Below are 25,054 nucleotides of genomic sequence, written 5' to 3' on the forward strand. Positions count from 1 at the left end.
CCTAAGGAGCCCGCCAAAGGCGGGCGTCTCGAAGGATGGCCGCAGGGCGCTTTTCTCTCGAATGCAATTGTCCCTACCCGCCAGCGGGAGGGGTGCAGTCGCTCGACCGATCTCAAAGTGTCTTGATGAACTCGATCAGCGCGCGCCGCTCGTCTTCCTTCAGCTCCGGCCCGATCACGCCCGGGCGCTTCTCGTTGGAGAATTCGTGTCCGGCATTGGAATTGCCGCGCTTGGAGGTATCGAGCAGGAAGCCGTTCTTGATCTGGTCCTTCCAGACATAGCCGAGGTCCTTGGCATCATACTCCCGGCTACCAAGCCAGAAGGTCTTCGGGCGATCCTTCACCGGCGACAGCAGCGCGTAGATCGTCGGCACTGAACCGTTGTGCAAGTAGGGCGGCGTCGCCCAGATGCCGTTGAGCGGGCGAACCTTATAGGCCAGCGGCGCCTGGATCTTGTTGGGCCGATAGCCATTGATGCGTTGCTGATCCGCAGGCGAGGTCTTGTTCTGGTCGTACCAATAATCAACGGTCTTCTCGACCAGCTCGCCCAGCGCCGGACCGAACGCGCTGTCCTTGATGTTCAGATTGGCCGGCGTCTCGACGGTGCGCGTCGCAAGACCTTCGGCTTGCGCAGGATCGGTGCCGATATGGCTGATCGGTACCAGCTCGACGTCGAGCAGCGGCTGGCCGGCATCGTTCTTGGTCCACCACGCCTTGTTCTTGAACAGCGCAAAGGCTTCGCTCGCGGGCAGCGCCTTGCTGTCGATCGCCGGGCGATGGCACTCCTGGCAATGCGTCTTGTAGAGCTCGGCGCCTCTCTTCGCGAGGTCCATGTTGATGGGCGGCAGCACGTTCTCCGGCCATTTCGGCGAGGCCAGGCCGCCAAAGCCCTTGTCCTCGCTCGGCGGGTCGCCGGCGAGCATGCGCTCCATCTCGTGCAGCACGTCGATCCGGGCGCTCGACTTGAACAGGCCCTTCGACTCGTCGAGCAAATTGAGGTCGGCGCTGACGCCGAGCGCCTCGCCGGCGTTGCGCACCATCGGCTGCATGATCGAGCCGTCATACTGCACCCAGCTAAACCACGGCGCGTTCCAGATCCGCGGGAAATGCACCGGCGCCGAATGCGAGGCATAGTTGCTCGGATTCTTCAGGTCGAGCGCGAACACCTGATTGCCGATCCGGTTCAGGGCGTCGAGCCGCGCGTAGCCTTCCTCGACGCTGTTGGCGGCAACCTTGGTCTCGAGCGCGTTGATCTCCGCATATTGCTTGAGCACCAGGTCGAGCTGGCCGCGCAGCGCCATGCGTTCGTCGAGGCTCGCGTCCTTGCCGAGAATCTCGTCGGCGAAGCGGGCGAAGCGGCCCGGCCAGAACCGCGTCAGCAGCAGCGACAGCCCAACGCTCTTCTGGAATTCGAACAAGTTGGTATTGGCCGGGCCGCCGTCGACCACGACCTCGGTGCCGCGATAGGTGAAGCTGCCGGTGTGGCAGGCGGCGCAGGTCAGGCCGATCCCGGTCATGTCGGCCTTGCTGTGCGGATTGCGCCACGGTGCGCCGTTCGCATCTAGCATCGGGCCGCCTTGCGCGAAGCCGATCGGCAGCGGATCGGGTTTGCCCGGAATCACCGTATCCGGGATGAAGCCGAAGCGGCCGAGATAGTCTGTGTCGCTGAGGCGCGGTGCGGCGGTGAACGGTGGCCAGACCGTCGGCTGCTCCAGCGCCATGAACCATTCATGGGGAACGCCGAAGGTCCGGGTGCCCTGATCAGCGTGGTAGAACCAGCGCAGCCGCTCGGTGCTGACATTCTGGTCCAGCCACACCGTCTTTGCCGCCGGCTGGTAGTCGACAGCCTTGACGTGGAAGCTGCTTACGAGCGTCTCGATATCATCCTTGAAGTAGAACACGCCCGCGACAATCAACAGGCCGATGAGAACGATCGTCTTGCGAGGCATGCCCCGTCCCCCAATTCGCGGTTGCCGCGTGATATTCATCAGATGTTAAAATTCGCCGAAAACCGGTTCGCGTCTGGCGTGTGTCAAGTAACGCGCGATCCTATAATCGCGGCGCTCGGTCTAACAACGGAAATGTGGATCGGCTGTGAGCCAGTTCACTTTCGGCAGCAGGATGGGCGGCATTTGCGCGCATCGCGGTGGAAAGCTAGAAACGACGGATCAATTTGTCTGGAGGCAACGCGTGAACGCGGCCGGCGCGCAACAGCTCACCATCGCAGTCTCCGACGGCCACGCGGTGTCCGCGCTGCTGCTGCGGCCGCCGCGGGCGCGCGCGGCTTACGTGTTCGCGCACGGCGCGGGCGCGGGCATGAGGCATCCGTCGATGGAAACCGTTGCGACGGGCCTTTCCGAGCGCGGCATCGCGACGCTGCGTTATCAGTTTCCCTACATGGAGAAGGGCAGCAAGCGGCCCGATCCGCCCGCTCTCGCTCAAGCCACGGTGCGAGCGGCGGTGGCGGAGGCCGCGCGCCTTTGCGGCGATCTGCCGCTGTTCGCTGGCGGCAAATCGTTCGGCGGACGCATGACCTCGCAGGCCCAGGCGAAGGCGCCGCTCGCAAGCGTGCGCGGGCTGGTGTTCCTCGGCTTTCCCTTGCATGCCGCGGGCAAGCCGTCGAGCGAGCGGGCCAAGCATCTGGCCGACGTGAAGATTCCGATGCTGTTCCTGCAGGGGACGCGCGATGCGCTGGCCGAGCTCGGTCTGCTGGAGCCCATGGTGAAGGGCTTGGGTGGGCGCGCGACGCTGCATCTGGTGCACGAGGCCGATCACTCCTTCCATGTGCTCAAGCGCTCGGGCCGCAATGATGCCGAGGTGATGGCCGAGGTGCTCGATGCATTCGCGGCATGGGTCGAGCAGCATTCGTAGCCGGATGGAGCGCAGCGCAATCCCGGGTACCATTCTCCGCTTGTGACACCCGTCCCGGATTTCGCTGCGTTCCATCCGGGCTCTCATCCGAGGGAATCTCTAGATCGGCTACCCCGGGGGGCGTCATCACCTTCTGCACGGCTCCCGGTTGGACGCAGCAATTTAGGCTGCCCGCAATTATTGACTGGCGCTACATATGCCTCGCGCGATGGGTATTGACGACCTTGGGTTGTGTATGCAGAATTGGCAGGTTTCTTATGTAAATTTGCCTTCTAGTTCATTGTCAGTGAGAGCTACTGAACATGGGACGTTTTTTCTTTTTTTTAGCGACTCTATTCATACTTGGTCCGGCAATCGCGCAAGAGTCTAATGTGCGCGTCTTCCGCTTAGATGGCAGTCTCCAGTGCGGGATGGGGAAGGCGAGGACCTTGGCCGAAGATCGGCAAGCGCTTGAGCAGCTTGGGGCTAAAGTCATCAGCGAAGAAAAGCGCGTCGTTCCCACGGCTATCATTGCCGTTTGCGGCGCTCCGACCGGTACGGCAAATACCTACCTAATCTCAGCCGGTGACTGGTCCAAAATCTTACGGAGCTTTGTCGGACCGGCTGGGTTTGCGTTGTGGGATCCTGGTGCCAGCAATGCTGTGTATGTCTACAAGTACGACGGGTCTGTGCAATGTGGCGGTACAGAGCCGATCTCATTGGACGTTATGGGGAAAGAGCTTACAGACGCGGGCGTCAAGGTCACTTCGCAGCGCAAGGGCACGGACGGACTGATGCATTCGTTCGTCTGCGGCGCAACAACTGGCGCGATCAACGTCTATGAAATTGATAGCGCTGACCTTCAAAAGGCGCGCGACCGCAATTTCAGTGTCCTTCAAGTGAGCGGCCCGACGGGTCCCTCGCGCACAACCTCGGCTTCGGCGATGCGCGTGCAAGCGGCAGATGGACTACCGGTACCTTGGCCATTTCCCTGGGTTGCGGCGCAGTATCCCTGGCCATGGCCTTGGTAGATCATCTTTCAAGGAGTGCAACGGCTATCAAGCCATCGGGAGAAGCTCCATGAGACTACTAGCTGCCACGGGACTATGCTTTACCGTCCTCTTGACGTGCTGGAGTGCAGCGTCGCAAGCCCAACAAGCTCGAACACGAGTTGCACAATCAAAAGAATGTGCCCAAGTGATATCTTGTGGGACGAAGGACGGCAAACGGAAGGAATACCCGACCCCCTGCGATGCCGAAAAAGACGGGGCTACGGATATCAAGCCAAAAACCGGTCCCACATGCGAACAATCTCGGTGAATAGGCGCATTTTTACTGCGCAACGAGCAGCAGAAGCCGAGGAGAGCCAATGCCTAGTGGCGACGCGCTAGTAGCTCTAGTTACGCTGCTGCTTGTCATAGTGACTGTGGCTTCAATCATAGCGACTTGGAAAATCGCAAAGGGCCAGGAATCCCTTCAACGACGTCTTGCAGAAGATCAAAGGCAGATGCAGGAGAGGATTTCTCATGAGACCGTTGAGCGTCATGTTGAGCAGCGACGATTCGAACAACGCGCTCAGCTCATTCCGATCTGGGAGTACATGGCGAGCTTGCGTGAAATTGACCCGACGGACCCCATTACGCCTCAAGTAGTAAAGACGGTTAACACGCTAGAGCTTGTTGCCCTGTGCAAGGAGGCGGAGATCGTTGACGGCGCCGTCATATTGAGAGCCTTCCGAGACAAATACGTTGAGCTCTATGGGGCGGTGAAGAAGTGCGGCCCCCTTAAGGGTTATCCTCGTCGCACCACCGGCGAGGACCTACTTGCTGAAAATCATGCAGCGACCGAGCTTTACAACTGTCTTATTGACGAACGAAATAAGCGAGACAGACCACCTTCGCTGAGGAGGGAGCAAGCTCCATGACACCAGAGAAACGCGCGGAACGAATCGCCTCTGAGCTGACGTATCTAATGCTCACAAATCCCGGAAAATTCAGCGAGTTCGCTTTTGACTTCAAGGGGCAGAAGGCAATTGTGCGAGTTGAGCCTGTGGGTATAGAGGGGGCGAACAAGGCCTATATCAGCCTCGATCCTCCGGGAGAGACATGTGGATGTTGTGATGGGACGGGAGTTCAGGAACGGAAAATAACGCCGCCGTCCGCCGCGATGTGAGGTGGTGACGCCTCAGGAGCGTTGAGCTAGGCGAAGCTTTGGTGGGCCAGACGGCGCAAGTCATGGTGACTACCCTCCTAGCTATAATCAGTTGAGCCGCTGCATCGGAATTGGCGACTTTTCTCGTGTCGTGAGCCGCAGCATGCTTGCCTTGAAAGGCTCCTGCAGCGTCGAGGGTAGTCCTTTTCGCGCGCCAATCCATAGAGGCTCATCGGTGAATCTACGCGGTACAAGTTTCAGTGGTCCCGATTCAACCCTCGTCCCGTTGATCAGCGCAATGGCCTTTTTCTCTATTTCCGACCACCCGGTTTCGCTCATACGATCTTGAGCGTCTGCGCGAATGATCTGCTTCAAGGCGGTAGCGGAGCCGTTCCTGCCCCCAATTCCAGCGATCAAGATTCCGGCAAATATGCTCTCGCTCCGGGACCCAGCCGTGATGTCGATCCCGGACCGGTTCGGCCCAATCCGAACCCGCTGGCCGCGGCCGGGTCAGGAGCAGGTTGCAGCACGCGGTGCACATACCAAGTCCCTGACTCAAGTTGGCGAGTCGCAGCGGCCGTTGGGAATCGGACGGCATGCGCTGTCGGATCAGGCCATTTTGCACGGTGGTGGAGGTACAGCTCGACAGTTGTAACGGGCCATTGATATCGGCCATCACAGTAATCGAGATTATGACCAAGCAGGATCGACCGGGCTGCCTCAATAAAGCGGCCTTGAATATCGGCGAAGTCCCTCACGCCCGCAAAATTCGGAACTGGGGAGGCAATGGAGGATGACCGAATCAACGAGATACTCGGACAGGCGATCGGGAAGCCATAGAAATTCTGAATCTACGTGGCAGTTGCCAACCCGCATTCCTCCTGATCAGGGTCCCGCTCAATGCCCCGCGGCGTGGTCCGCAGATTGAGTACCTAGCCAAGACCTGACGCCCCACGGGGCGTCCAGCGCTTGAAGCAGACGTTGCGACCCATCGACCGATGCGGAGATGTCCGTTACTCATGCGCCACCCCTAAGTTGAAGGATCATAAGTTAGCGTTGAAAGAAACCTATTTTTATAGTTCAGTCTCCCCGGGAGACAGGATTTCCAATGAAAATCATAGTTCGGACGGTGGCCATTATTGCGGTCACATCACTTTGTGCCTGTGTGAAAGTCCCCGCAAACGAGGGGGCTTCTGACGTGCGCTTCAACGAGGTTGTGAAGCGCGTCAAGTGCGAGGTTGTCTACGCCATAGGTCGCAAGCTCGATGAAGACCGGCATAGGTTCGGCTTTCTCTCGCAATGGTCGGCGAAGGTCCATATGACGTTGATCGTCGACGATACTGCCACGGTAAATCCCGGCGTGTCTGTTGTATCACCGCTTTCCGTAGCCGGTACGACTTTTACCTTCGGCGCCGGCGGATCGTTCAGCGGCCAGGCAACCAGGCAGGAGGATTATGAGTTTTTCCTTTCATTCCCAACGGCAATCGATGAACTAACAAGGAATCCCGAGAGAACGTCGGTCGCTTACGATGATTGCCGCTTTCAGCCTGGACTTTTGCTTGAGAGCAGTCTCGGTATCGATTCTATTCTGGAGCGCGCCGTCTCACCCATCCGCGCCGGGACACTTTACACCGGGCATCAGGTCGGCCCGGGTTCAAGTTCATCGCCGGCCGTCCCCGCAAATGAGGCTGCAAATATAAACACGGCCTTCAATGAGCTCAAAAAGCTCGCAAAGCCTGAGGATACTGACGCCAAAAAACTCGTCACGAGCGCGGCCGCGCCAGCTCAAAAAAATTTCATGATCGTTTTGGACCATGTTCCGGGACAGTTTCAGCTACAAGCGCAGTCTCAACGCAATCCAATTCAATTCCTCGACGACAAGAAAGACGAGGTCGCCAGGGCAATCAAGAACGCACCAAAGTTCGAGCATGACACGCAACTTGTGATCAAAACGGTCGTTACACCGGTCTATGATCTTGCTAATACCATCAAGCTGCCGGCCAAATGCCTGTCCGACATGCTCAGCAACCAGATCACTGCCGTCGGCAAGAACGCAGAAGTCACCATTAATAAGGTGAAGATCGACGAAGAGATTGCCAATGCGAAGCCCGGAGACGCGAACCCGAATGGCGATCCTGTAAAGATTTTGGATTATTATGGCAAGGAAACTACAGCCAAAAATGCAGCCTTCGCGGCTGCGGACGCTATGTTGAAATCCTTGAACACGTGCAAGATTCCGCCCGCCAAGCCGCTTGGCCCCGTGCAGCCCTTGTATGACCCGATCGACTTGATCCAGGAAACGGTCAACTTCTACATCACGACGTCCGGGAACATAACGCCTTCATGGAAGCTGGTTCGCGTCACGGCGCCCACGGCCTCACCATTCCTTTCCGGGCAGATTAAGAACACAGACACCATTATTATCACCATGGGTCGGCCGGTGGAGGAAAACGGCAAGATCGTTGCTTCGACCCCAATGATCCTTAGTCAGCAAGCCGCGCTACTCAGTCAAGCCATCAACCAGCGGCTTGTGCCGTAGACCGCGCTTTTCTGGTTAGAACCGTCCATACGATGCTTGGACGGTTCGAGTTCATGAATGGCTGCTGAGCGGCTTCGGCCCAAGCCGCCCCATACGCAGCGAACTGAAAGTGGCACATCGGGCCATTCGCTCTCCGTCTACGTTCTGCTCGATGTAGCGTTGAGTGGTCCCTAGTCTAGGTTCGGGTGGCCAGCTAAGGCTTGTACGTCCCTCAGCGAGCCGCCGACCATCGATATCGTCTGAGCGACTCTTGTGATGACGGTGCTGCGCCCGCAAGGCTTGAGCGTCCGACGAATCCCAGATGCCGGTACTGTCTCTGGAATATGTTCGCGATGGCTTGGGCCGAAGTGGACAGTCCGCGTTTCGTACTGATGACGAGCGGGTCCCACAAAGTGCATCACTTTGGCTCGATATTCGATGAGTGTGCTCGAATATCCGCGTTCAGCGGGATCATCCTGCCCGAGTTGCTCTTGCCCGCTACGTCCTAGAAGCAAATCTGGTAGCGGAGTCAGCTCGGAGCCGCGCCATAGATCCGGTCGCGCAGGCGGCGCATTCCGGCCAGCCAGCGGTCGCGATTGGCCGCCTTGCGCTGCAAGTATTCCTGCACCTGAGGATGCGACAGGATCATGAAGCGCTCCTCGGCCATCGCCTCGATCACCATGCGCGCGACCTCGGCCGGCTGCAGCACGCCGTCGACCCGGGCAGCGCTCGGGCCCGGCGTCGTCATGCCGGTTTGCACCGACTGCGGGCAGAGCACGGAGACGCGGATGCCGCGATCGCCATATTGGATGGCGAGATGCTCGGCGAGCGCGACCGCGGCGTTCTTGGTGACGCCATAAGGCATCGAGTTCAGCGACGCCAACAGTCCCGCGGCCGACGCGGTGTTGAGCAGGTAGCCCGAGCCGCGCGCCAGCATGCCGGGCACGAGCGCGCGGGCTGCGAACACATGGCTCATCACATGCACGCGCCAGCTCACGTCCCAATCGGCATCGGAGGCTGTCTCCTGTCCCTTGCGCGACAGGCCGGCGTTGGAGAAAAACACGTCGACCGGGCCGTATTTGTCCTCGGCGGCGGCGATCAGCGCCTTGACGTCCTCTTCCAGCCCGACATCGGCGGTTACTGCGAGTCCGTCGATCGCGCCGGCGACGCTGGCAAGCCGGTCGCGCGAGGTCTTGAGGTCGGCGACCACGACGCCGCGTGCGCCGGCCTCGGCATACGCCCGTGCCACCGCTTCGCCGATGCCGCTGGCGCCGCCGGTGACGACGCAGACCTTGTCCCTGACTTGCATGATTCGATGTTCCTGCTTGTTGTCGGCCCCGCCCGGATTGTCAGCCCGGATACAGCGCCTTGTCACGCGCCTTCTGGATCGCGAGCGCGGCCATCAGATCCAGCATCGGCGTGGAAAGGCCCGCGGCGCGGGCAAACGCCGCCGGCGCGCGGACCAGCACGTCGATCTCCATGGCGCGGCCGAGCTCGTAGTCCTGCAGGATCGAGGGCTTGTGGTCCGGCGCGGGGCCCGAGCGGGTGACGCGCTTGACCTCGGGGATAAAGCGGGTCGCCACCGCATTGGCCTCGTCGAGCAGGCGCGGGATCACGTCTCGCATCGACGGGTCGTCGCGCACCGCGCGCGCGGTCAGGCCGGTCAGCAGGCAGAGCACCGACAATAACATGTTAGTCAGCAGCTTCGACCAGATCGCCTCGCGAACTTGCTTTACCTCGGGCGAGTCGATCGCCGCGTCGCTCAGCGCATTGCGCAGCCGGGTGATGCGTTCGCTCTGGCGGTCGTCGCACTCTCCGATCAACAGGCGATTGCGGTCCAGCGAGAGATTCGCCACTACGCCGGGCCTGATCACCTCGTTGGAGGAGAAGATCACGCCGCCGATAATGCGCTCCTTCGGTATGGCAGCGCGCAACTGCCCGCCGGGATCAAGGAAGCCGAGATCGGGAATTCTGGGGTGATCGGCCGGCAGGCCGAGATCGTACCACCAGGGAATGCCATTCTGCGCGAACACGACCGCGGTGTCGTCTTTGAGCAGCGGCGCCAGTCCGGTGGCGAGTGCGCCGATGCCGGTCGCCTTCAAGGTGCTGATCACGACGTCCTGTGGCCCCAGCTCGGCCGGATCGGAGGAGGCCTTCACCCGCGCGGTGACGTTGGTGTCTCCAACCTTCAGCGTCAGACCGCCTGTCTTGACCGCGTCGAGATGCGGCCCGCGCATCACGCAGGCTACGTCGTGGCCAGCGCGCGCCAACCGGACCGCAAAATGGCTACCGACGGCGCCCGCGCCGAAAATGCAAATGCGCATGAATGGAACACGTCCCTTGAGTGTCGCGCAAGTTTCCATGAGCACGCGACTTCGCGCAACCGGTCATGCGCGCGGCGCGGCCGCAAAGTGATGGATCAACGTTGGCGCCCGCCATAGTGTGCGCGTCACGAGATGCCGATGAAGGAGAATGTCCATGGCCGCCAGCCCAGTCCTGTGGAGCCTCGATGCACGCGGGGTCGCGACTGTCACGCTGAATCGTCCCGAGGTCAACAACGCCTATGACGGCGCGCTGATCCAGGGGGTGCTCGCGGCAATGGACGATCTTTCCACGAAGCCGGTGCGCGTCGTCGTGCTCAAGGGGAATGGCAAGCACTTCCAGGCCGGTGCCGACCTGAAATGGATCAACGGCGTGCGGCCGAAGTCGTTCGAGGAGAATGAGGCGGCATCGCGCGCGACCTTCGAGGCGGTGCAACGGCTCAATACGCTGCCGGTTCCGACGGTGGCGTTGGTGCAAGGCGGCTGTTTCGGCGGCGGCACCGGCGTGATCGCGGCCTGCGACATCGTGATCGCCGCCGACAATGCGCTGTTCTCGATCACCGAGGTGCGCTGGGGCCTCACGGCCGCGATCATCATCCCGCAGCTTTGCGACGCTATCGGCGTCCGCCAGGTGCGCCGCTACGCGCTGACCGGTGAGCGCTTCGGCGCCGAAGACGCGCGCCGCATCGGCCTCGTCCATGAGGTGGTGCCGCTCGCCGAGCTCGAGAGCGCAGGCACCAGGTTCGTGGAGCAATTGCTGGCCAATGCGCCAGACGCGCTGACGGAAACCAAGCAACTGGCGATGGAGAGCTCGTTCGGCGGCATGGCGGTCGACGATGAAGCCTACAAGCGCCTCGTTCGCCTGCACTCGGCCAAGCGGCAAACCGAGGAGGCCGCTGAGGGCCTTGCGTCCTTCGCCGAGAAGCGCGCAGGCCGTTGGGGTGCCGGCAAGGCGTAGCAGCAAGGCAGCATCACATCACAGTGATTGTGACAGCGACGTCTTCAGCGTCTTCAACAGCGCCTGCACAGCGGCCGCGTCGATGCGGCGCTCGGGAACGGCGGCTTTCACCCACAGTTCGGGAATCGGAAACTCCGTGAGCACCGGCTGTAACGCACCGTCGTGCAGCGCATCCTCGATGAGGTAGTGCGAGATCAGCGTGATGCCGTTGCCGGCGATTGCACTCTGCTTCAGCACGCGGCCCTCGTTCGAGCTGAGACACGGCCGCACCTGGACATCGATGCGTCCGCGCGGTCCCTCGAACGGCCATTCCGGTCCAGTCGGCAAAAAGCTGAGGCAGCGGTGGTCGACCAGGTCGCGCGGATGTTTGGGTGTGCCATGTTTCCGAAGATATGCCGGCGAGGCGCACACCAGCCGCGGCAGCCGGCACAGCGGCTCATCGACGACGCCACCGAAGGAATGCGGAAAGGCGCCGATCGCGATGTCGAACCCTTCGGTCACCGGATCGACCGGGCGATCGATCATCACGATCTCGAGCCTGACGCTCGGGTTCTGGGCCTGGAACGCGGTAAAGGCATCGGCGAGCCGCGCGACGGTGAGCGATGTCGGCGCCTTGATCCGCAGATGATCGGTGAGGTCGCGATGCTTCTCGCCCATTCGCGACAAGAGATCGCCGACATCGGCGACCACGCCGCGGGCGCGGTGGACATATTGCTGCCCGGCTTCGGTGAGCCGCAATTGGCGGGTCGAGCGGTGAAACAGCGCGGCGCCGATCCGGTCCTCGAGCTGGGTGACGCGCTTGGCCACCACCGACGTCGCGACATTGAGCTTGCGCGCGGCGGCGGAGAAGCCGCCGGTATCGGCGGTGGCGAGGAAGGCTTCCAGGTTGACCAGCGTATCCATTGGCCTTTCTCGATTCGAGAAAGCTGATTACATAATTTGATGGATTGTAGTCCAATTCGCATCAATTCATAGTCTGAGCAATCAACTTGTTCAGGGCGGAAATGATGCGGGCAAACGCCATCGAAGAACCTGCGCGGCAGGTCCCGGTCTACGGCGAATATGATGTGGTGGTGCTCGGCGGCGGACCGGCCGGCATCACGGCCGCGGTTGCCGCAGCGCGCGCCGGGCGGCGGACACTGCTGATCGAGCGCTACGGCTTTCTCGGCGGCATGGGCACCGCGGCCGGGGTGACGAATTTCTGCGGGTTGCACGCCAATGTCTTCGGCGAGATGCATCGGGTGGTGCAGGGCATCGCCACCGATCTGCTGGCGCGGATCGATCGGCTCGGCGGGCTCAATGCGCCGCATTTGATCCTCGGCAAGATTCTCGCGCAGGCCTACGACACCGCGGCCTATAAGATCGCGGCCGACGATCTGCTCGCGCATCACAAGGTCGACATCCTGTTCCACGCGCTCGGCGCCGGCGTCGTGATGGAGGGTCCCCGCATCCGCGCGCTGATGGTGGAGACCAAGGCGGGCCGGCAGGCGGTGCTGGCCGGCATCTTCATCGATTGCTCCGGCGACGGCGATCTCGCGGTGTGGGCCGGTGCGTCTTACGAAGTCGGCGACAATGCCGGCAGCATGCTCTATCCTTCGATGATGTTCCGCCTCAACGGCATCGACCCCGCCAAAGCGGGCGATGCGTGGCGGACCATTCCGGAGCGGATGGCACAGGCGGAAGCAGCCGGCACGCATAAATTCCCGCGCAAGGCCGCGATCGTGCGGCCGCAGAAATCGCAGATCGAGTGGCGGGTCAATTTCACCCAGCTCGCACGCAGCGACGGCAGCGCGATCTCCGGCATCGATCCTGATGACATGACCCGCGGCGAGATCGAGGGCCGCCGCCAGGCGGTCGAGGCGTTCGCGTTCCTGCGCACACTGCCCGGCTTCGAAAATTCCTACATCGTCGATCTGCCGCCGCAGCTCGGCATTCGCGAGACCCGGCGCGTGATCGGCGGCTATATGCTCTCCGGCGAGGACGTGCTCGGCTGCGCCTCGTTCGAGGATTCGATCGGCGTCAACGGCTGGCCCAAGGAATCCCACGTTCCGGGCGATGTCGTGTTCGAGTTTCCGCCGATCCCGCAATCCCGCGGCTACAACGAATTGCCCTATCGCATGCTGGTGCCCGAGGGCGTCGATAACCTGCTGATGGCCGGCCGTTGCGCCTCGATGACCCATGAGGGCCAATCCGCCGCGCGCGTCTCCGGGGCCTGCTTCGTGATGGGTGAGGCGGCGGGAACCGCGGCGGCGCTAGCTCTCTCGGGCAATACGATTCCACGCGACATTTCGGTCGAAAAGTTGCAACAACAGCTCACGACGCAGGGCGCCTTCATCGGCCGCGATCAGGCGGTCCCTGCGGGGCTTTAATTTAATATTCGCACATCCGTGGCTTGCGGACGGCGCCGAGGCGGAGGGACGGGAATGAAAGTGTGGGCGCGGCTCGCGGTGGCGGGGGTGCTGGCGTTGTCCGCAAACGGGATCGGGCGGGCCGATGATCTCCTGAAGGCCAAGATCGGCGTGCTGCGCCTGTCGTCCTCGGCGCCGGTCTTCATCGCGCAGGACAAGGGCTATTTCCGCGACGCCGGTCTCGACGTCGAGCTGAAATTCTTCGATGCGGCGCAGCCGATCGCGGTCGCGACCACGTCCGGCGATGTCGATGTCGGCATCACCGCGTTCACCGCGGGGCTCTACAATCTCGCCGGTAAGGGCACGCTGAAGGTGATCGGCGGCATGAGCCGCGAGAAGGCCGGCTATCCGTTGATCGGCTATTTCGCCAGCAACAACGCCTATGCCGCCGGCCTCAAGTCGCCGAAGGATCTGGCCGGTAAGCGAGTGGCGGTGACCCAGGTCGGCTCCAGCTTCCACTATTCGCTCGGCCTGCTCGCCGACAAATACGGCTTCAAGCTGTCCGATGTGAAGATTGTGCCGTTACAGTCGCTGTCGAATGCGGCGGCGGCGCTGAAGGGCGAGACGGTCGACGCTGCATTGCTGCCGGTCTCGACGGCGCGGACGCTGATGGATTCCAACGGCGCGAAGTTCCTCGGCTGGGTCGGCGACGAGACGCCGTGGCAGCTCGGGGCGGTGTTCGCCTCGCCGAAGACGCTCGCCAATACGCCGCTGGTGACCAAGCTGCTCGCCGCACTCGTTCGGGCCGATCACGAATATCACGACGTGATCCTGACCTCGATCAAGGACGAGGTTGTTCCGATCAACGACAAGACAAAGCCGCTGCTCGAGATCATCGCCAAATACACCAACCTGCCGGTCGCGCAGGTGGTCGGCAATTGCGCCTATATCGATCCGGACGGCAAGCTCGACGTGAAGAACGTCGACAACCAGATCAAGTGGCTGCAGGAGCAGGGCTTCGTCGACAAGGGCTTCGATGCGAATGCGATCATCGCCAAGGATTATGTGAAGGCGGATTGATGCTACCTCCAGCGCGCCACTCCTTGCCCGTCATCCTGAGGAGCGCGCAGTTGCGCGCGTCTCGAAGGATGCCCGGCCGAGCTGCTGCATCCGGGCCGTCGATCCTTCGAGACGCGCTTCGCGCTCCTCAGGATGACGGATCGACAGTGGAAAGTGCAGCGGCATGGACCTGATCGCCGACCATATCAGCCATCGCTTCGGCGCGCTCGACGTGCTCGACGATGTCTCCTTCACGGTTCGCGCCGGCGAGGTGGTTGCGATCGTCGGCCCGTCCGGTTGCGGCAAGAGCACGCTGTTGTCGATCCTCGGCGGCCTGCTGCGGCCAGCTAAGGGTGCGGCCGAGCTGCGCGGCGCGCCACCGGCCGACAGCCTCAATCCGCTGACCTTCGTATTCCAGGATTTCGCGTTGCTGCCGTGGAATACCGTGGAGGAAAACGTCGCGTTTCCGCTGCTGCATGCCGGCTTGAGCGCCGGTGATCGCCGCGCCGTGATCGACGATGCGCTGCGTCGTACGGGGCTATCTGATTTCCGCACCACCTATCCGAAGCAGCTTTCCGGCGGCATGCGCCAGCGCGTCGGCATCGCGCGGGCGCTCGCGGTGCGGCCCGCGATCCTGTTGATGGACGAGCCGCTGTCGGCGCTGGATTCGCAGACCCGCGAGCTGCTGATGGAAGATTTCGTCCGTCTGCTCGCCGACGGCGCGATGGGCGCGGTCTATGTCACGCATAATCTCGAGGAAGCGGTGCGGCTCGCCGACCGCGTCGTGGTGCTGTCGCGCCGTCCAGGCCGCATCAGGGAGATCGTGACCGTTACAATGACCCGCGCCGAGCGCGGGCTTTCTGATGCGCGCGGTCATTTGGCGGCGCTGCAGGGCGATCTGTGGTCGCTGATCCGGAAAGAGGCGATCGATGCCGAGCGCGAGGTCCAGCATGCTTGATCGCGCGACGACGGAGACAGCGCAATCCACGGAGGCGTCGCGGCCAGTCGCGTTTCGCGGCGCCGGCTTCATCCCGTCGGGAAGCCGTCATGCCGGGTGGGTTGCGCTCGCGATCGTGATCTCAGCCTGGCAGCTCGCCGGCAGCGCCGGTTGGGTCAATCCGCTGTTTCTGCCGGCACCATCGGCGATTGCGGTGGCGATCTACAAGCTCGCCACCTCAGGCGCGCTGTGGCAGCATCTCTCCTGGTCGATCATGCGGATCGGCACCGGCTGGATCATCGGCACGGTCGCCGGCGTCATCGTCGGCTTTGCGATCGGGCTGTCGACCATGGCGCGTGGGGTCGGCATCACCTTCATCTCCGCGCTGTTTCCGATTCCGAAGATCGCGCTGTTGCCGCTCTTGATCCTGTGGCTCGGGATCGGCGAGGAGCCGAAGATCGCAACCATTGCGCTCGGTGTATTCTTCTCGACCGCGATCTCGGTCTATAGCGGCGTCGATGCGGTGCCGCGCAACCTGATCCGGATGGCGCAGAGCTTCAACGTGCCGTTCCATGCCATTGTTCGCCGCGTGATCTGGCCGGGTGCGCTGCCGTCGATCCTCGCCGGCTTCCGCATCACCGCATCGATCGCGCTACTGCTCGTGGTCAGCGCGGAGATGATCGGCGCGCAATACGGCATCGGCGCCTTCGTGCTGCAGGCCGGCAATCTGATGCAGACCGATCAACTGCTCGCCGGCGTCGTGATCCTGTCGCTGTTCGGGCTTGCGGTGGGAAAGTTGATCAATTGGATGGAAGCGCGTTTGCTGCACTGGCGGTGAATGCGCGCTGCTTACCACAAAAGCGCGCTGTCGTCCCGGCCTTGAGCCGGGACCCATAACCACAGCGTTTGGTTATTGGAAACGGCTGCGGCCCTTGCGCCTCTAGCAACCAAGGCCGGTGGTTATGGGTCCCGGGTCGCGCGAAGCCTGTCATCGGGCGCGCGTTTGCGCGACCCGTTGGCTTGCCCGGGACAACAATACCTACGCGTTCCCCCGATCCTCGCGGAACAGATCGAGCTTCTGCTGCACCGGCCGATCGGAGAACGAGAACAGCACCGAGTCGGTGTCGGCCTCATGCGTAACCCAGTGCCAGCTCGGCACCACGAACAGATCGCGCGGTCCCCATTCGAAGGTCTGGTCGCCGACCCTGGTGCGGCCCTTGCCTTCGATCGCCGCGAACACGGTGGCGTCGGTTGCGCGATAGCGCGCGGTCTTGAAGCCCTTGGGCAAGAGCTGGATGAAGGTGCCGATGGTCGGCATTGCGTAGTCGCCGGTTTCGGGGTTGGAGAATTTCAGCTTGAGGCCGTGGCAGGCGTCCCATTCGTCGCGGGCCCTGGCCTTTTCCAGCGTCTCGCGGGTGTATTCATAGGGGTAGTTGAAGATCGGCGAGGTCTTCGACGCCCGCCTCTGATCGACCGGCAGCAGGTTGCGGCCGTAGCGCGCGAAGCTGTCGCCGGCGGGTTTTGATATCTTCTGCTGATCTTCCTTGGCGCCCTCCGCGAAGGAGCAATCGAAGAACTGCACCATCGGGATGTCGAGCCCGTCGAGCCAGAACATCGGCTCATTGGTCTCGTTGGAATGATCGTGCCAGGTCATCGACGGCGTGATGACGAAGTCGCCCGGCGCCATCGCCGTGCGCTCGCCATCGACGGCGGTATAGGCGCCCTTGCCCTCGAGCACGAAGCGCAGCGCCGACTGGGTGTGGCGATGGGCGGGCGCGATGTCGCCCGGCACCACCATCTGCACGCCGGCGAACAGCGACGTCGTGATCCTGGACTGGCCGCGCAGGCCGGGATTCTCCAGCACCAGCACGCGGCGCTCGGCCTCCTTGGCCGTGATCAGCTTACCGGCCTCGTTCATGTAGTCGCGGATATGGTCGAACTTCCACAGATGCGGGCGGCAGGCGCTCCGCGGTTCTGATGTGACCAGATCGCCCAGCACGTTCCACAGCGCCGAGAGGTTTTCGCCGTCGATCTTCTTGTAGAACGCCTCGCGCTCAGGGGTCTTCTGCACGGCTTCCATGGAGGGCCTCCCATGATTATCGTTGAGATTGACAGCATACTGACAATATGGATAGCGTCAACGTCACGCACGAAATCGAACGAGAAAATTGCAGGGAGGTTCCGATGAAGCTGCATGGCTATTTCCGCAGCAGCGCGTCCTACCGGGTCCGGATCGCGCTTAATCTGAAGGGCCTGACGCCCGAGCACCTGCCGCATCACCTTCGCAAGGGCGAACAATGCGCGCCGAATTATCTCGCGATCAACCCGCAGGGGCTGGTGCCGACGCTGGAGAATGACGCCGGCGCGATCCTCACCCAGTCGCTTGCGATCATCGAATGGCTGGACGAGACCTATCCCAATCCGCCGCTATTGCCGCAGGATCCGCTGCGACGCGCCAAGGTGCGCGCCTTCGCACAGGCGATCGCCTGCGACACCCATCCGGTGCAGAACCTGAAGGTGCTGGCGCGGCTGCGTCAGCTTGGCCTAGCCGAGGAGAAGGTGACGGAGTGGGCGGCCTGGGCCAATCGCGAGGGACTGTCGGCCTGCGAGATCCTGATCGCAGAGGAGGCCGGGCCGTTCTGCTTTGGTGATACACCGACGCTCGCCGATCTCTGCCTGGTGCCGCAGCTCGCCAACGCACGACGCTTCGGCGTCGACGTCGCGGCCTATCCGCGCCTGCTGAAGGCCGAGGCCGCGGCCAGGCAGGTGAAGGCCTTCGCCGATGCCGCCCCGGACAAGCAGCCCGATGCCGAATAACAAGTCATCACCGGTCACGATGGACGCGGTCTACACCGCGCCCGGTTACCTGTTCCGGCGCATGCAGCAGATCGCGGTCGCGCTGTTCGTCGAGGAGTGCAAGGCGTTCGACCTGACGCCGGTGCAATATGCAGCGCTGATCGCGATCTCGACCCATCCCGGAATCGACGCCACCCGGCTCTCCGCCGTGATCGCGTTCGACCGCTCCACGCTCGGCAGCGTGATCGAGCGGCTGGAGGCCAAGGACTTCATCGAGCGCAAGCCGGCGCCCGAGGACAAGCGCGTCAAGCTGCTCTATCTGACGCGCGCGGGCGCGGCAGTGCTGCGCGACATCATGCCTTCGGTCGACAAGGCGCAGGCGCGGATGTTGCAGCCGTTGAAGCCGGCCGACCGCAAGACGCTGCTGGCGCTGCTAACCCAGCTCGTCGATCTCAACAACGAGGCGTCGCGCGTGCCGCTGCGCGCCGAGGACGCGCTCGAGCATCTCGGAAAGCAGGGTTGATGGCGGAGACGAAACCAGTCCTGATCGCGGGCGGCGGCATCGGCGGCCTCGCGGTGGCGCTCGGGTTGGCGCAGAAAGGCATCCGCTCGATCCTGTTGGAAAAGGCCGCCGCGCTCGGCGAGATCGGCGCCGGCATCCAGCTCGGGCCGAACGCGTTCCACGCCTTCGACTATCTCGGTGTCGGCGAGGACGCGCGCAACATGGCGGTCTATATCGATCAGCTCCGGCTGATGGATGCGCTCACAGCCGACGAGATCACCCACATCGATCTCGGCGATGCCTTCCGCGCCCGGTTCGGCAATCCCTATGCCGTGGTGCATCGCGGGGACCTGCATGGCGTGTTCCTGCGCGCCTGCCAGGCCCACGCGCTGATCGAATTGCGCGTCTCTAGCGAGGTGATTGGCTACGAGCAGGATGGTTCATCGGTGACCGCGCAGCTCGCCGGTGGCGAGCATGTCGCCGGACGACTCCTGATCGGCGCCGACGGATTGTGGTCGAACATCCGCAAGCAGGTGACCGCGGACGGCCCGCCACGGGTCTCCGGCCACACCACCTATCGCTCGGTGATTCCGACCGAGCAGATGCCGGAGGATCTGCGCTGGAATGCGGCGACGCTGTGGGCCGGCCCGAAATGCCACATCGTGCATTATCCGCTGTCAGGCTGGAAGGTGTTCAATCTGGTCGTCACCTATCACAACGACGCTCCGGAGCCGGTCGCAGGAAAGCCGGTGTCGGAACAGGAGGTGATGAAGGGCTTCGTCCACGTCCACGAGCGCGCCCAGAACATCATCCGTCACGGCACCAACTGGAAGCTCTGGGTGCTGTGCGACCGCGATCCCACCGAGCGCTGGATCGACGGCCGCGTCGCGCTGCTCGGCGATGCCGCGCATCCGATGCTGCAATATTTCGCGCAAGGCGCCTGTCAGGCGATGGAGGATGCCGTCTGTCTGTCCCACATGCTGGCCAACCACGACGATGAGGCCGCTGCGCTCGAAGCGTACCGTATCAGGCGTTTCCCGCGCACCGCGCGCGTGCAGTTGATGTCGCGCGCGATCGGCGAGCACATCTATCACCCCGCCGGCGACCATGCCCGCATCCGCAACGCGATCATGAGCGCGAAGTCGCAGAACGAGTGGTGCGACGATATCGCGTGGCTGTATGGCGGGACGGGACTGGGCGAGTAGCTGCCGCAACACCGCTCGTCGTCCCGGACAAGCGAGCGGAGCGAGCGCGATCCGGGACCCATAACCACGAATGGCTGTTGTTGCTGCAAGCTGGGGCCCCAGTCTTTGCACCACAAGCATTTGTGGTTATGGGTCCCGGCTTTCGCCGGGACGACGACACTGAGGTTGTGGCGCCGCGTCCGTTCGCAGCTTCACGACATCCGCATCACTGCCTGCCGGTCGATCTTGCCCGTTCCCGTTTTCGGCAGCTCGTCGATGAATTTCACCTCGCGCGGATATTTGTAGGGCAGGAGCTTGGTCTTGACGTAGTCCTGCAGCATCCGCGTCGCCTGATCGGTGTCGAAGCCGGACCGGTTCATCACCACCACCGCTTTCAGCGTCATGCGGCGGTCCGGCAGTTCAGCGGCGTACACCGCGCACTCACGGACATCGGGATGGTCGGCGAGGCAGAGCTCGACCTCCAGCGGATAGACCCACTGGCCGGAGATCTTCACCAAGTCGTCGGCCCGGCCGCGGAAGAAGTGGAAGCCGTCGCTGTCGCGCATGAAGCGGTCGCCGGTGTAGATCCAGCCCTCTTCGCGCACGGTCTCGGCGGTCTTGTCCGGCCGGTTCCAGTACAAAGGCGTCGCGGAATCGCCGCGCACCCAGAGGATGCCTTCCTCGTTGTCGCCGACTGCGCGGCCGTCGCTGTCGCGCAGCATGATCTCGTAGCCGGGCACGCGCAGACCGGCGGCGCCGAGCTTCTTGTTTTCCGCGCGATTGCAGAGATAGATGTGCAGCACCTCGGTGGAGCCGAGGCCCTCGATGATCTCGAGCCCGGTGAGCCGCTTCCAGCCGTTGAAGACATCGGCCGACAGCACCTCCGCCGCCGAGATCGCCATCCGGAGCGAGGAGAAATCGGTTCGCTCCGCACCCTCGGCCTTGGTGAGCGTGATGTAAAGCGTCGGCAAGCCGAAGAATACGGTCGGGCGATAGCTCTCGATCGCCGCAAAGATTGCGGCCGGCTTCGGCTGCCCCGGCAGCAGCAGCGTGGCGGCGCCGACCGAGAACGGGAAGGTGATCGAGTTGCCGAACCCGTAAGCGAAGAAGATCTTCGGCACCGAGAAACAGATGTCGTCGGGCGAAAGCTTGAGCACGCTGCGGGCGAAGGCGCGCTCGCTATAGGCCATGTCGTGTTGCAGATGCACGATGCCCTTGGGGCGGCCGGTCGAGCCCGACGAGTACATCCAGAACGCCATCTCGTTGCGATGGGTGTCGGCTTCCTCGAGCTCGCCGGGAAATCCCGGCAGCCATTCGTCGGCGTTGCGCGCATCCGCCACCGCGTGATCGCCGGCGACGCCATTGACCACGATCAGCGTGCGCAGCGGCGTGTCCTTGCAGGCTTCGCCGTTGAAGCGCGCGCAGAACTCGGCATCGGTGACGGCGACCTGCGCGCCGGCGTCGGACAGATAGAATTGCAGCAGCTCCGGCGTCGTCAGCGTATTGATCAGGAGCGGCACGAAGCCCGCCCGCACCGCGCCGAAGAACGCGGCCGGATAGGCCGGCGTGTCGTCGAGAAACAGCAGGATACGATCGCCGCGCTGTAGCCCCAGCGACAAGAACGTATGTCCCCAGCGCGCGGCGTCAGCGCAGAGCTCGCGATAGCTGCGCGTGCCGGCCGGGCCGGTCAGCGCCATGCGCTCGGCATTTCCGTTCGCGAGATTGTCGAACAGGATGCGGCTCGCATTGTAGCGCTCGGGAACCGCGAAGCCGATTTCGCGCGCGCCGGGATTCTCCACAGGAACCTGGTCGGCGATCTCGGTCATGTCTGTCCTTTCGCAGCTTCGTAGCGCGCCATGAAGGCCGGCGACATCGCGCGCAGCCGCGCGTCGTCGATCCGGCCGGAGCGGGTGATGTAGCTAAAGGCGAAATCCATCAGATCGAGCTTCATGTGCTCGGTGAAATGCTCATACCAGTCGGCGCTGGTGCGCGCGGCGGTCACGAGCTTCTTCACGATCGGCTTGCGCTCGCTCTCGTAGCGTGTCAGCGCGGCGGCAAGGCCGCTCTCTCCCTCCAGCGCCTTGGTCAGCGCGATCGCGTCCTCGATCGCAAGCCGCGTGCCCGAACCGATCGAGAAGTGCGCAGAATGCAGCGCGTCACCGATCAGCACCATATTGCCGTGCGACCAGCGCTCGTTCCAGATCCAGGGGAAATTGCGCCATACCGACTTGTTGGAGATCAGCCGGTGGCCGTCCAGCGTTGCGGCAAACACCTGTTCGCAGATCGCCTGCGATTCTTCGATCGTCTTGTCGGCGAAGCCGTAAGCCGCCCAGGTCGCCGCATCGCACTCGACCAGGAAGGTGCTCATGTCGTTGGCGTAGCGATAGTGATGGGCGTTGAATGTGCCGCGCTCAGTCTCGACGAAGGTCTGTGACAGCGTCGCGAAGGGCTTCGTCGTGCCATACCAGGCGAACTTGTTGGTCGAATGCGAGACGGACGCGCCGAACGCGCTCTCGAAGCTGCGGCGGACCAGCGAGTTCAGTCCGTCGGCGGCGACGATCAGGTCGTAGCCTTCGAGCTGGTCGATCGATGCGACCGCAGTATCGAAGCGCGGCGCGACGCCGACGCTCCGCACCCGCTGCTGCAGGATCGTCAAAAGCGCCAGCCGGCCGATCGAGGAGAAGCCGACGCCGTCGATCTCGACGCTTTCGCCGCGCAGATTGAGCGTGATGTTCTTCCAGCTCTCCATCCGCGGCGCGATCACATCGACCGTGTCGGGGTCGTCGGCGCGCAGAAAGTCCAGCGCCTGCTCGGAGAACACCACGCCGAAGCCCCAGGTCGCATCGGCGGCGTTCTGTTCGAACAGGTCGATCTCGGCGTCCGGATGACGCTTCTTCCAGAGATAGGCGAAGTAAAGCCCGCCGGGCCCTCCGCCGATCACGGCGATCCGCAACGTCTGCCTCCCAGATTGACAGTGTACTTACTATTTGGGGCAGACTAGCCGCCCTCCGGCGGGAACGCCAGAGGGAAAATTGTCATCCCGCACGGCGGGCAGCCTGCGGACCCGCGCAGGCAGGGACCGATGACAGCGATCAAATCATGCGGCTCTGTCCGCCGACTACGTCCTTCGAGACGCCCGCTTGGCGCGCTCCGCAGGACGAGGACCCAGGTCGTGGCATCGTGGCCGTGCTTGGCGTCGCTCAACGTGCCGCAAACGGCGCCAGGACGTCCCGGCAGGCCGGCGAGAGCGATCCGGCGTTGGCTGCGAGGCATCTTGCGATCCGTCCGCCGCCGGGCCCGACGCCGCCGCAGATTGAACGGACGTCGGCCCCGCACGCCGAGCGCAGCACGAACAGTTCCTCGCGTGGCCGCAGTGGCCGGAGCGCCATCGCGGTCGGGGCGGCCGCAGGCGCCGCGGCCGGCGCGGCGGCTTCGGTCGGCGCGGCACCGGCCGGCGTCGCGCCAGCGCCGCCTGCGGCAGCAACCGCCTTGCCGCAAGCCGGCGAAAGCCTCGGCTGGTTCTTCATCAGGCACTGCAGCGCCGGGGCCCCGCCGGTCGGCACACCCGCGCAGACCTTGGTATAATCGGAGCGGCATGCGGTGCGGATCGCGGAGGTCTGCGCGCCGCTCGGCTTCTTGGCCGTCACCGTCGGCGGCGTGGCTGCCGCCGTGGCGGGCTTGGCCGTCGTGGCGGCCGGCGTCGCGTCCGGCTTCGCCGCGGCAGGAACAGGCTCGGTCTTTGGCGCGGCCTCCGCCTTTGGCGCTGCCGGCGCCTCGACGGCACGCACCGCGGTTGCGCAGCCCGGGGCCAGGCTACCCATGTTCTTCTGCAGGCATTGCAGCGACGCTTCGCCACCGGGCGATACGCTGGAGCAATGCGCGATATAGTCGTTGCGGCATTGCGCCTTGATGGCATCGCGTTGGGCCTGGGTGGGCGCCTGCGACAAAGCCGGCCCGAAGCTCATGAAAGTGGCCAGCGCAAGCAATGTCGAAAGCATTGCCGCGCGTGTCAGCGTGGTGCTCATCGAACCAAATCCTCTTGTTGACGCCCGAAGTCGCGTTCAACCGAAATGACGTCTGAATAAATCTTCTATTAACAACCCTGGCGAGCGCCATCATTGGCGCTTTCGCGTCTCGCCGCAAGCGGATTGTTACCCGGCGCGCACCAAGCTAATCTTCTCTCGATACGTCGCCTTCTTCGAATGCATTTGAGATCGAGGTTCGGACATGACGCATGCACGCACTGCACACTCCAGGTCGAGCATCGTCGTGCGGCTACGAACCCCGACATTGGCCCGGATCGGTCTCGCAGCGGCAGCCTTGGCCGGCTTAACGGCCTGCGAGCAAAACAGCTTCGTTCAGCCGCCACCGCCGAAGGTCGACGTGGCGTTGCCGGTGCAGCGCGCCGTCACGCGCTACCTGGAAGTCACTGGCAACACCGCACCGATCAAGAGCGTCGATCTGGTTGCACGTGTGCAGGGCTTCCTGCAGTCGATCGGTTATCAGGACGGCGCGTTTGTGAAGGAGGGAACGACCCTGTTCACGATCGAGCCCGAGACCTACAAGTTGAAGCTCGAGCAGGCGCAAGCCGCCGAAGTCGGCGCCCAGGCGACGCTCAAGCAGGCCGAGACCGACTACAAGCGTCAGGTCGATCTGGTGCAGCGGCAGGCCGTATCGCAGGCGACCCTCGATACATCTACCGCCAATCGCGACAACGCACAGGCCAATCTGCAGCAGGCGCAAGCCAATACCAGCATCGCACAGGTCAATTACGGCTACACCAACGTCACCGCGCCCTTCGACGGTATCGTCAGCAACCATCTCGTTTCCGTCGGCGAACTCGTCGGCGTGGCCTCGCCGACGCAACTTGCGACCATCGTGGCGCTCGATCCGATCTACGTGAATTTCAACGTCAACGAACAGGACGTGCAGCGGATTCGCGACGAAGCGCGCAGGCGCGGCCTGACCCCGAACGATCTCAAGCAGTTCCCGGTCGAGGTGGGCCTGCAGACCGAAACCGGCTACCCGCACAAGGGCAAGCTGGACTACGCGTCTCCGACCATGAACCAGTCGACCGGAACGCTGGCGGTGCGCGGCATATTGCCAAACCCTGACCGGGTCCTGCTGCCGGGCTTTTACGTCCGCGTGCGCGTGCCCTTCGACAAGCAGCAGGATGCGTTGCTCGTTCCCGACGTCGCGCTCGGCAGCGACCAGGCCGGACGCTACGTTCTGGTCGTGGGCGCGGAGAACGTGGTCGAACAGCGCAAGGTGACGACGGGACCTCTTGATGGCGATTTGCGGGTGATCGAGAGCGGGCTGAAGCCGGACGACCGTGTCGTCACCGCCGGCCTGTTGCGTGCGATCCCCGGGCAGAAGGTCGATCCGCAATTGCAGAAGAGCGAAGCGGCAGCGACACCGGCCAAGTAGGGGC

Annotated in this window: 23 protein-coding genes; 14 read left to right on the forward strand and 9 right to left on the reverse strand. The window is 63.1% G+C overall.

The annotated features are described in order from the left end of the window. Nucleotides 1-112: 112 nt before the first annotated feature. Entirely contained in the window at nucleotides 113-1,948 is a 1,836-nt protein-coding gene (locus tag P6U30_RS03705; protein ID WP_407168185.1) for a di-heme-cytochrome C peroxidase, read from the reverse strand. Nucleotides 1,949-2,189: 241 nt separating this feature from the next. Between P6U30_RS03705 and P6U30_RS03710 the strand changes: the two genes are divergently transcribed. From P6U30_RS03710 to P6U30_RS03725, 4 genes are all read left to right on the forward strand, one after another. Continuing rightward, the gene (locus P6U30_RS03710; RefSeq protein ID WP_407168186.1) at nucleotides 2,190-2,870 is read left to right on the forward strand and encodes an alpha/beta family hydrolase; all 681 of its coding nucleotides are present in this window, start codon (nucleotides 2,190-2,192) and stop codon (nucleotides 2,868-2,870) included. Nucleotides 2,871-3,172: 302 nt separating this feature from the next. Beyond that, nucleotides 3,173-3,880, forward strand: coding sequence for a hypothetical protein (locus P6U30_RS03715; RefSeq protein ID WP_407168187.1), 708 nt, complete (start codon nucleotides 3,173-3,175; stop codon nucleotides 3,878-3,880). A gap of 338 nt (nucleotides 3,881-4,218) precedes the next feature. Then, a complete protein-coding gene (locus P6U30_RS03720) occupies nucleotides 4,219-4,773 on the forward strand; it encodes a hypothetical protein (protein ID WP_407168188.1) in 555 nt (184 codons plus the stop codon). Then, nucleotides 4,770-5,021 carry a hypothetical protein gene (locus P6U30_RS03725; protein ID WP_407168189.1) on the forward strand — a complete coding sequence of 84 codons (252 nt, stop codon included), beginning with the start codon at nucleotides 4,770-4,772 and terminating at the stop codon, nucleotides 5,019-5,021. The genes P6U30_RS03720 and P6U30_RS03725 overlap by 4 nt, the downstream gene beginning before the upstream one ends. Nucleotides 5,022-5,108: 87 nt before the next feature. Here P6U30_RS03725 and P6U30_RS03730 read toward each other — a convergent pair whose 3' ends face one another. Beyond that, nucleotides 5,109-5,375: a hypothetical protein gene (locus tag P6U30_RS03730; RefSeq protein WP_407168190.1), complete on the reverse strand. Its 267-nt coding sequence runs from the start codon at nucleotides 5,373-5,375 to the stop codon at nucleotides 5,109-5,111. A gap of 733 nt (nucleotides 5,376-6,108) precedes the next feature. Between P6U30_RS03730 and P6U30_RS03735 the strand changes: the two genes are divergently transcribed. Then, on the forward strand, nucleotides 6,109-7,539 hold the full coding sequence (locus P6U30_RS03735) for a hypothetical protein (protein ID WP_407168191.1): 1,431 nt from the start codon (nucleotides 6,109-6,111) through the stop codon (nucleotides 7,537-7,539). Nucleotides 7,540-8,047: 508 nt separating this feature from the next. On the opposite strand, the gene P6U30_RS03740 is transcribed toward P6U30_RS03735, so the two are convergent. Together P6U30_RS03740 and P6U30_RS03745 are read right to left on the reverse strand one after the other, a co-directional pair. Then, nucleotides 8,048-8,827, reverse strand: a complete 780-nt coding sequence (locus tag P6U30_RS03740) for an SDR family oxidoreductase (protein WP_407168192.1) — start codon at nucleotides 8,825-8,827, stop codon at nucleotides 8,048-8,050. Nucleotides 8,828-8,867: 40 nt separating this feature from the next. Beyond that, the gene (locus P6U30_RS03745; RefSeq protein WP_407168193.1) at nucleotides 8,868-9,842 is read right to left on the reverse strand and encodes a ketopantoate reductase family protein; all 975 of its coding nucleotides are present in this window, start codon (nucleotides 9,840-9,842) and stop codon (nucleotides 8,868-8,870) included. A 154-nt stretch (nucleotides 9,843-9,996) separates the two neighbouring features. On the opposite strand from P6U30_RS03745, the gene P6U30_RS03750 reads away from it, so the two are divergent. Beyond that, nucleotides 9,997-10,797 carry an enoyl-CoA hydratase-related protein gene (locus P6U30_RS03750; protein WP_407168194.1) on the forward strand — a complete coding sequence of 267 codons (801 nt, stop codon included), beginning with the start codon at nucleotides 9,997-9,999 and terminating at the stop codon, nucleotides 10,795-10,797. Between the two features lie 18 nt (nucleotides 10,798-10,815). Here the strand turns inward: P6U30_RS03750 and P6U30_RS03755 are convergent, their stop codons facing one another. Next, nucleotides 10,816-11,700 carry a LysR family transcriptional regulator gene (locus P6U30_RS03755; RefSeq protein ID WP_407168195.1) on the reverse strand — a complete coding sequence of 295 codons (885 nt, stop codon included), beginning with the start codon at nucleotides 11,698-11,700 and terminating at the stop codon, nucleotides 10,816-10,818. A 104-nt stretch (nucleotides 11,701-11,804) separates the two neighbouring features. Here P6U30_RS03755 and P6U30_RS03760 point away from each other — a divergent pair, with 104 nt between their 5' ends. The 4 genes from P6U30_RS03760 to P6U30_RS03775 all read left to right on the forward strand — a co-directional run bounded on the left by P6U30_RS03760 (nucleotide 11,805) and on the right by P6U30_RS03775 (nucleotide 15,979). Continuing rightward, nucleotides 11,805-13,166, forward strand: coding sequence for an FAD-dependent oxidoreductase (locus tag P6U30_RS03760; protein WP_407168196.1), 1,362 nt, complete (start codon nucleotides 11,805-11,807; stop codon nucleotides 13,164-13,166). Between the two features lie 54 nt (nucleotides 13,167-13,220). Beyond that, a complete protein-coding gene (locus P6U30_RS03765; RefSeq protein ID WP_407168197.1) occupies nucleotides 13,221-14,225 on the forward strand; it encodes an ABC transporter substrate-binding protein in 1,005 nt (334 codons plus the stop codon). A 163-nt stretch (nucleotides 14,226-14,388) separates the two neighbouring features. Further along, nucleotides 14,389-15,162 (forward strand): ABC transporter ATP-binding protein, encoded by a 774-nt coding sequence (locus P6U30_RS03770; protein ID WP_407168198.1) that lies wholly within the window; start codon nucleotides 14,389-14,391, stop codon nucleotides 15,160-15,162. After that, nucleotides 15,155-15,979, forward strand: coding sequence for an ABC transporter permease (locus P6U30_RS03775; protein ID WP_407168199.1), 825 nt, complete (start codon nucleotides 15,155-15,157; stop codon nucleotides 15,977-15,979). The genes P6U30_RS03770 and P6U30_RS03775 overlap by 8 nt, the downstream gene beginning before the upstream one ends. Before the next feature lie 201 nt (nucleotides 15,980-16,180). Here P6U30_RS03775 and gtdA read toward each other — a convergent pair whose 3' ends face one another. Next, complete coding sequence (gene gtdA / locus P6U30_RS03780) at nucleotides 16,181-17,221, reverse strand: gentisate 1,2-dioxygenase (protein WP_407168200.1); 1,041 nt, start codon at nucleotides 17,219-17,221, stop codon at nucleotides 16,181-16,183. Between the two features lie 104 nt (nucleotides 17,222-17,325). Between gtdA and maiA the strand changes: the two genes are divergently transcribed. From maiA to P6U30_RS03795, 3 genes are read left to right on the forward strand one after another with little or no spacing between them, the layout of a single operon-like run. Continuing rightward, a complete protein-coding gene (gene maiA, locus P6U30_RS03785) occupies nucleotides 17,326-17,958 on the forward strand; it encodes a maleylacetoacetate isomerase (RefSeq protein WP_407168201.1) in 633 nt (210 codons plus the stop codon). Beyond that, nucleotides 17,948-18,460 carry a MarR family winged helix-turn-helix transcriptional regulator gene (locus P6U30_RS03790; protein WP_407168202.1) on the forward strand — a complete coding sequence of 171 codons (513 nt, stop codon included), beginning with the start codon at nucleotides 17,948-17,950 and terminating at the stop codon, nucleotides 18,458-18,460. Before maiA ends, P6U30_RS03790 begins: the two co-directional genes overlap by 11 nt. Further along, nucleotides 18,460-19,644, forward strand: a complete 1,185-nt coding sequence (locus tag P6U30_RS03795) for a 3-hydroxybenzoate 6-monooxygenase (protein ID WP_407168203.1) — start codon at nucleotides 18,460-18,462, stop codon at nucleotides 19,642-19,644. Before P6U30_RS03790 ends, P6U30_RS03795 begins: the two co-directional genes overlap by 1 nt. A 191-nt stretch (nucleotides 19,645-19,835) precedes the next feature. On the opposite strand, the gene P6U30_RS03800 is transcribed toward P6U30_RS03795, so the two are convergent. The 3 genes from P6U30_RS03800 to P6U30_RS03810 form a co-directional block, all read right to left on the reverse strand. After that, nucleotides 19,836-21,449 carry a benzoate-CoA ligase family protein gene (locus tag P6U30_RS03800; protein WP_407168204.1) on the reverse strand — a complete coding sequence of 538 codons (1,614 nt, stop codon included), beginning with the start codon at nucleotides 21,447-21,449 and terminating at the stop codon, nucleotides 19,836-19,838. Further along, on the reverse strand, nucleotides 21,446-22,576 hold the full coding sequence (locus tag P6U30_RS03805; protein ID WP_407168205.1) for an FAD-dependent monooxygenase: 1,131 nt from the start codon (nucleotides 22,574-22,576) through the stop codon (nucleotides 21,446-21,448). The genes P6U30_RS03800 and P6U30_RS03805 overlap by 4 nt, the downstream gene beginning before the upstream one ends. A gap of 247 nt (nucleotides 22,577-22,823) precedes the next feature. After that, nucleotides 22,824-23,648, reverse strand: a complete 825-nt coding sequence (locus P6U30_RS03810) for a hypothetical protein (protein WP_407168206.1) — start codon at nucleotides 23,646-23,648, stop codon at nucleotides 22,824-22,826. A 202-nt stretch (nucleotides 23,649-23,850) separates the two neighbouring features. On the opposite strand from P6U30_RS03810, the gene P6U30_RS03815 reads away from it, so the two are divergent. After that, nucleotides 23,851-25,050, forward strand: coding sequence for an efflux RND transporter periplasmic adaptor subunit (locus tag P6U30_RS03815; RefSeq protein ID WP_407168207.1), 1,200 nt, complete (start codon nucleotides 23,851-23,853; stop codon nucleotides 25,048-25,050). Nucleotides 25,051-25,054 lie beyond the last annotated feature (4 nt).

This window comes from Bradyrhizobium sp. ORS 111 (assembly GCF_045571485.1).
GTDB lineage: Bacteria > Pseudomonadota > Alphaproteobacteria > Rhizobiales > Xanthobacteraceae > Bradyrhizobium.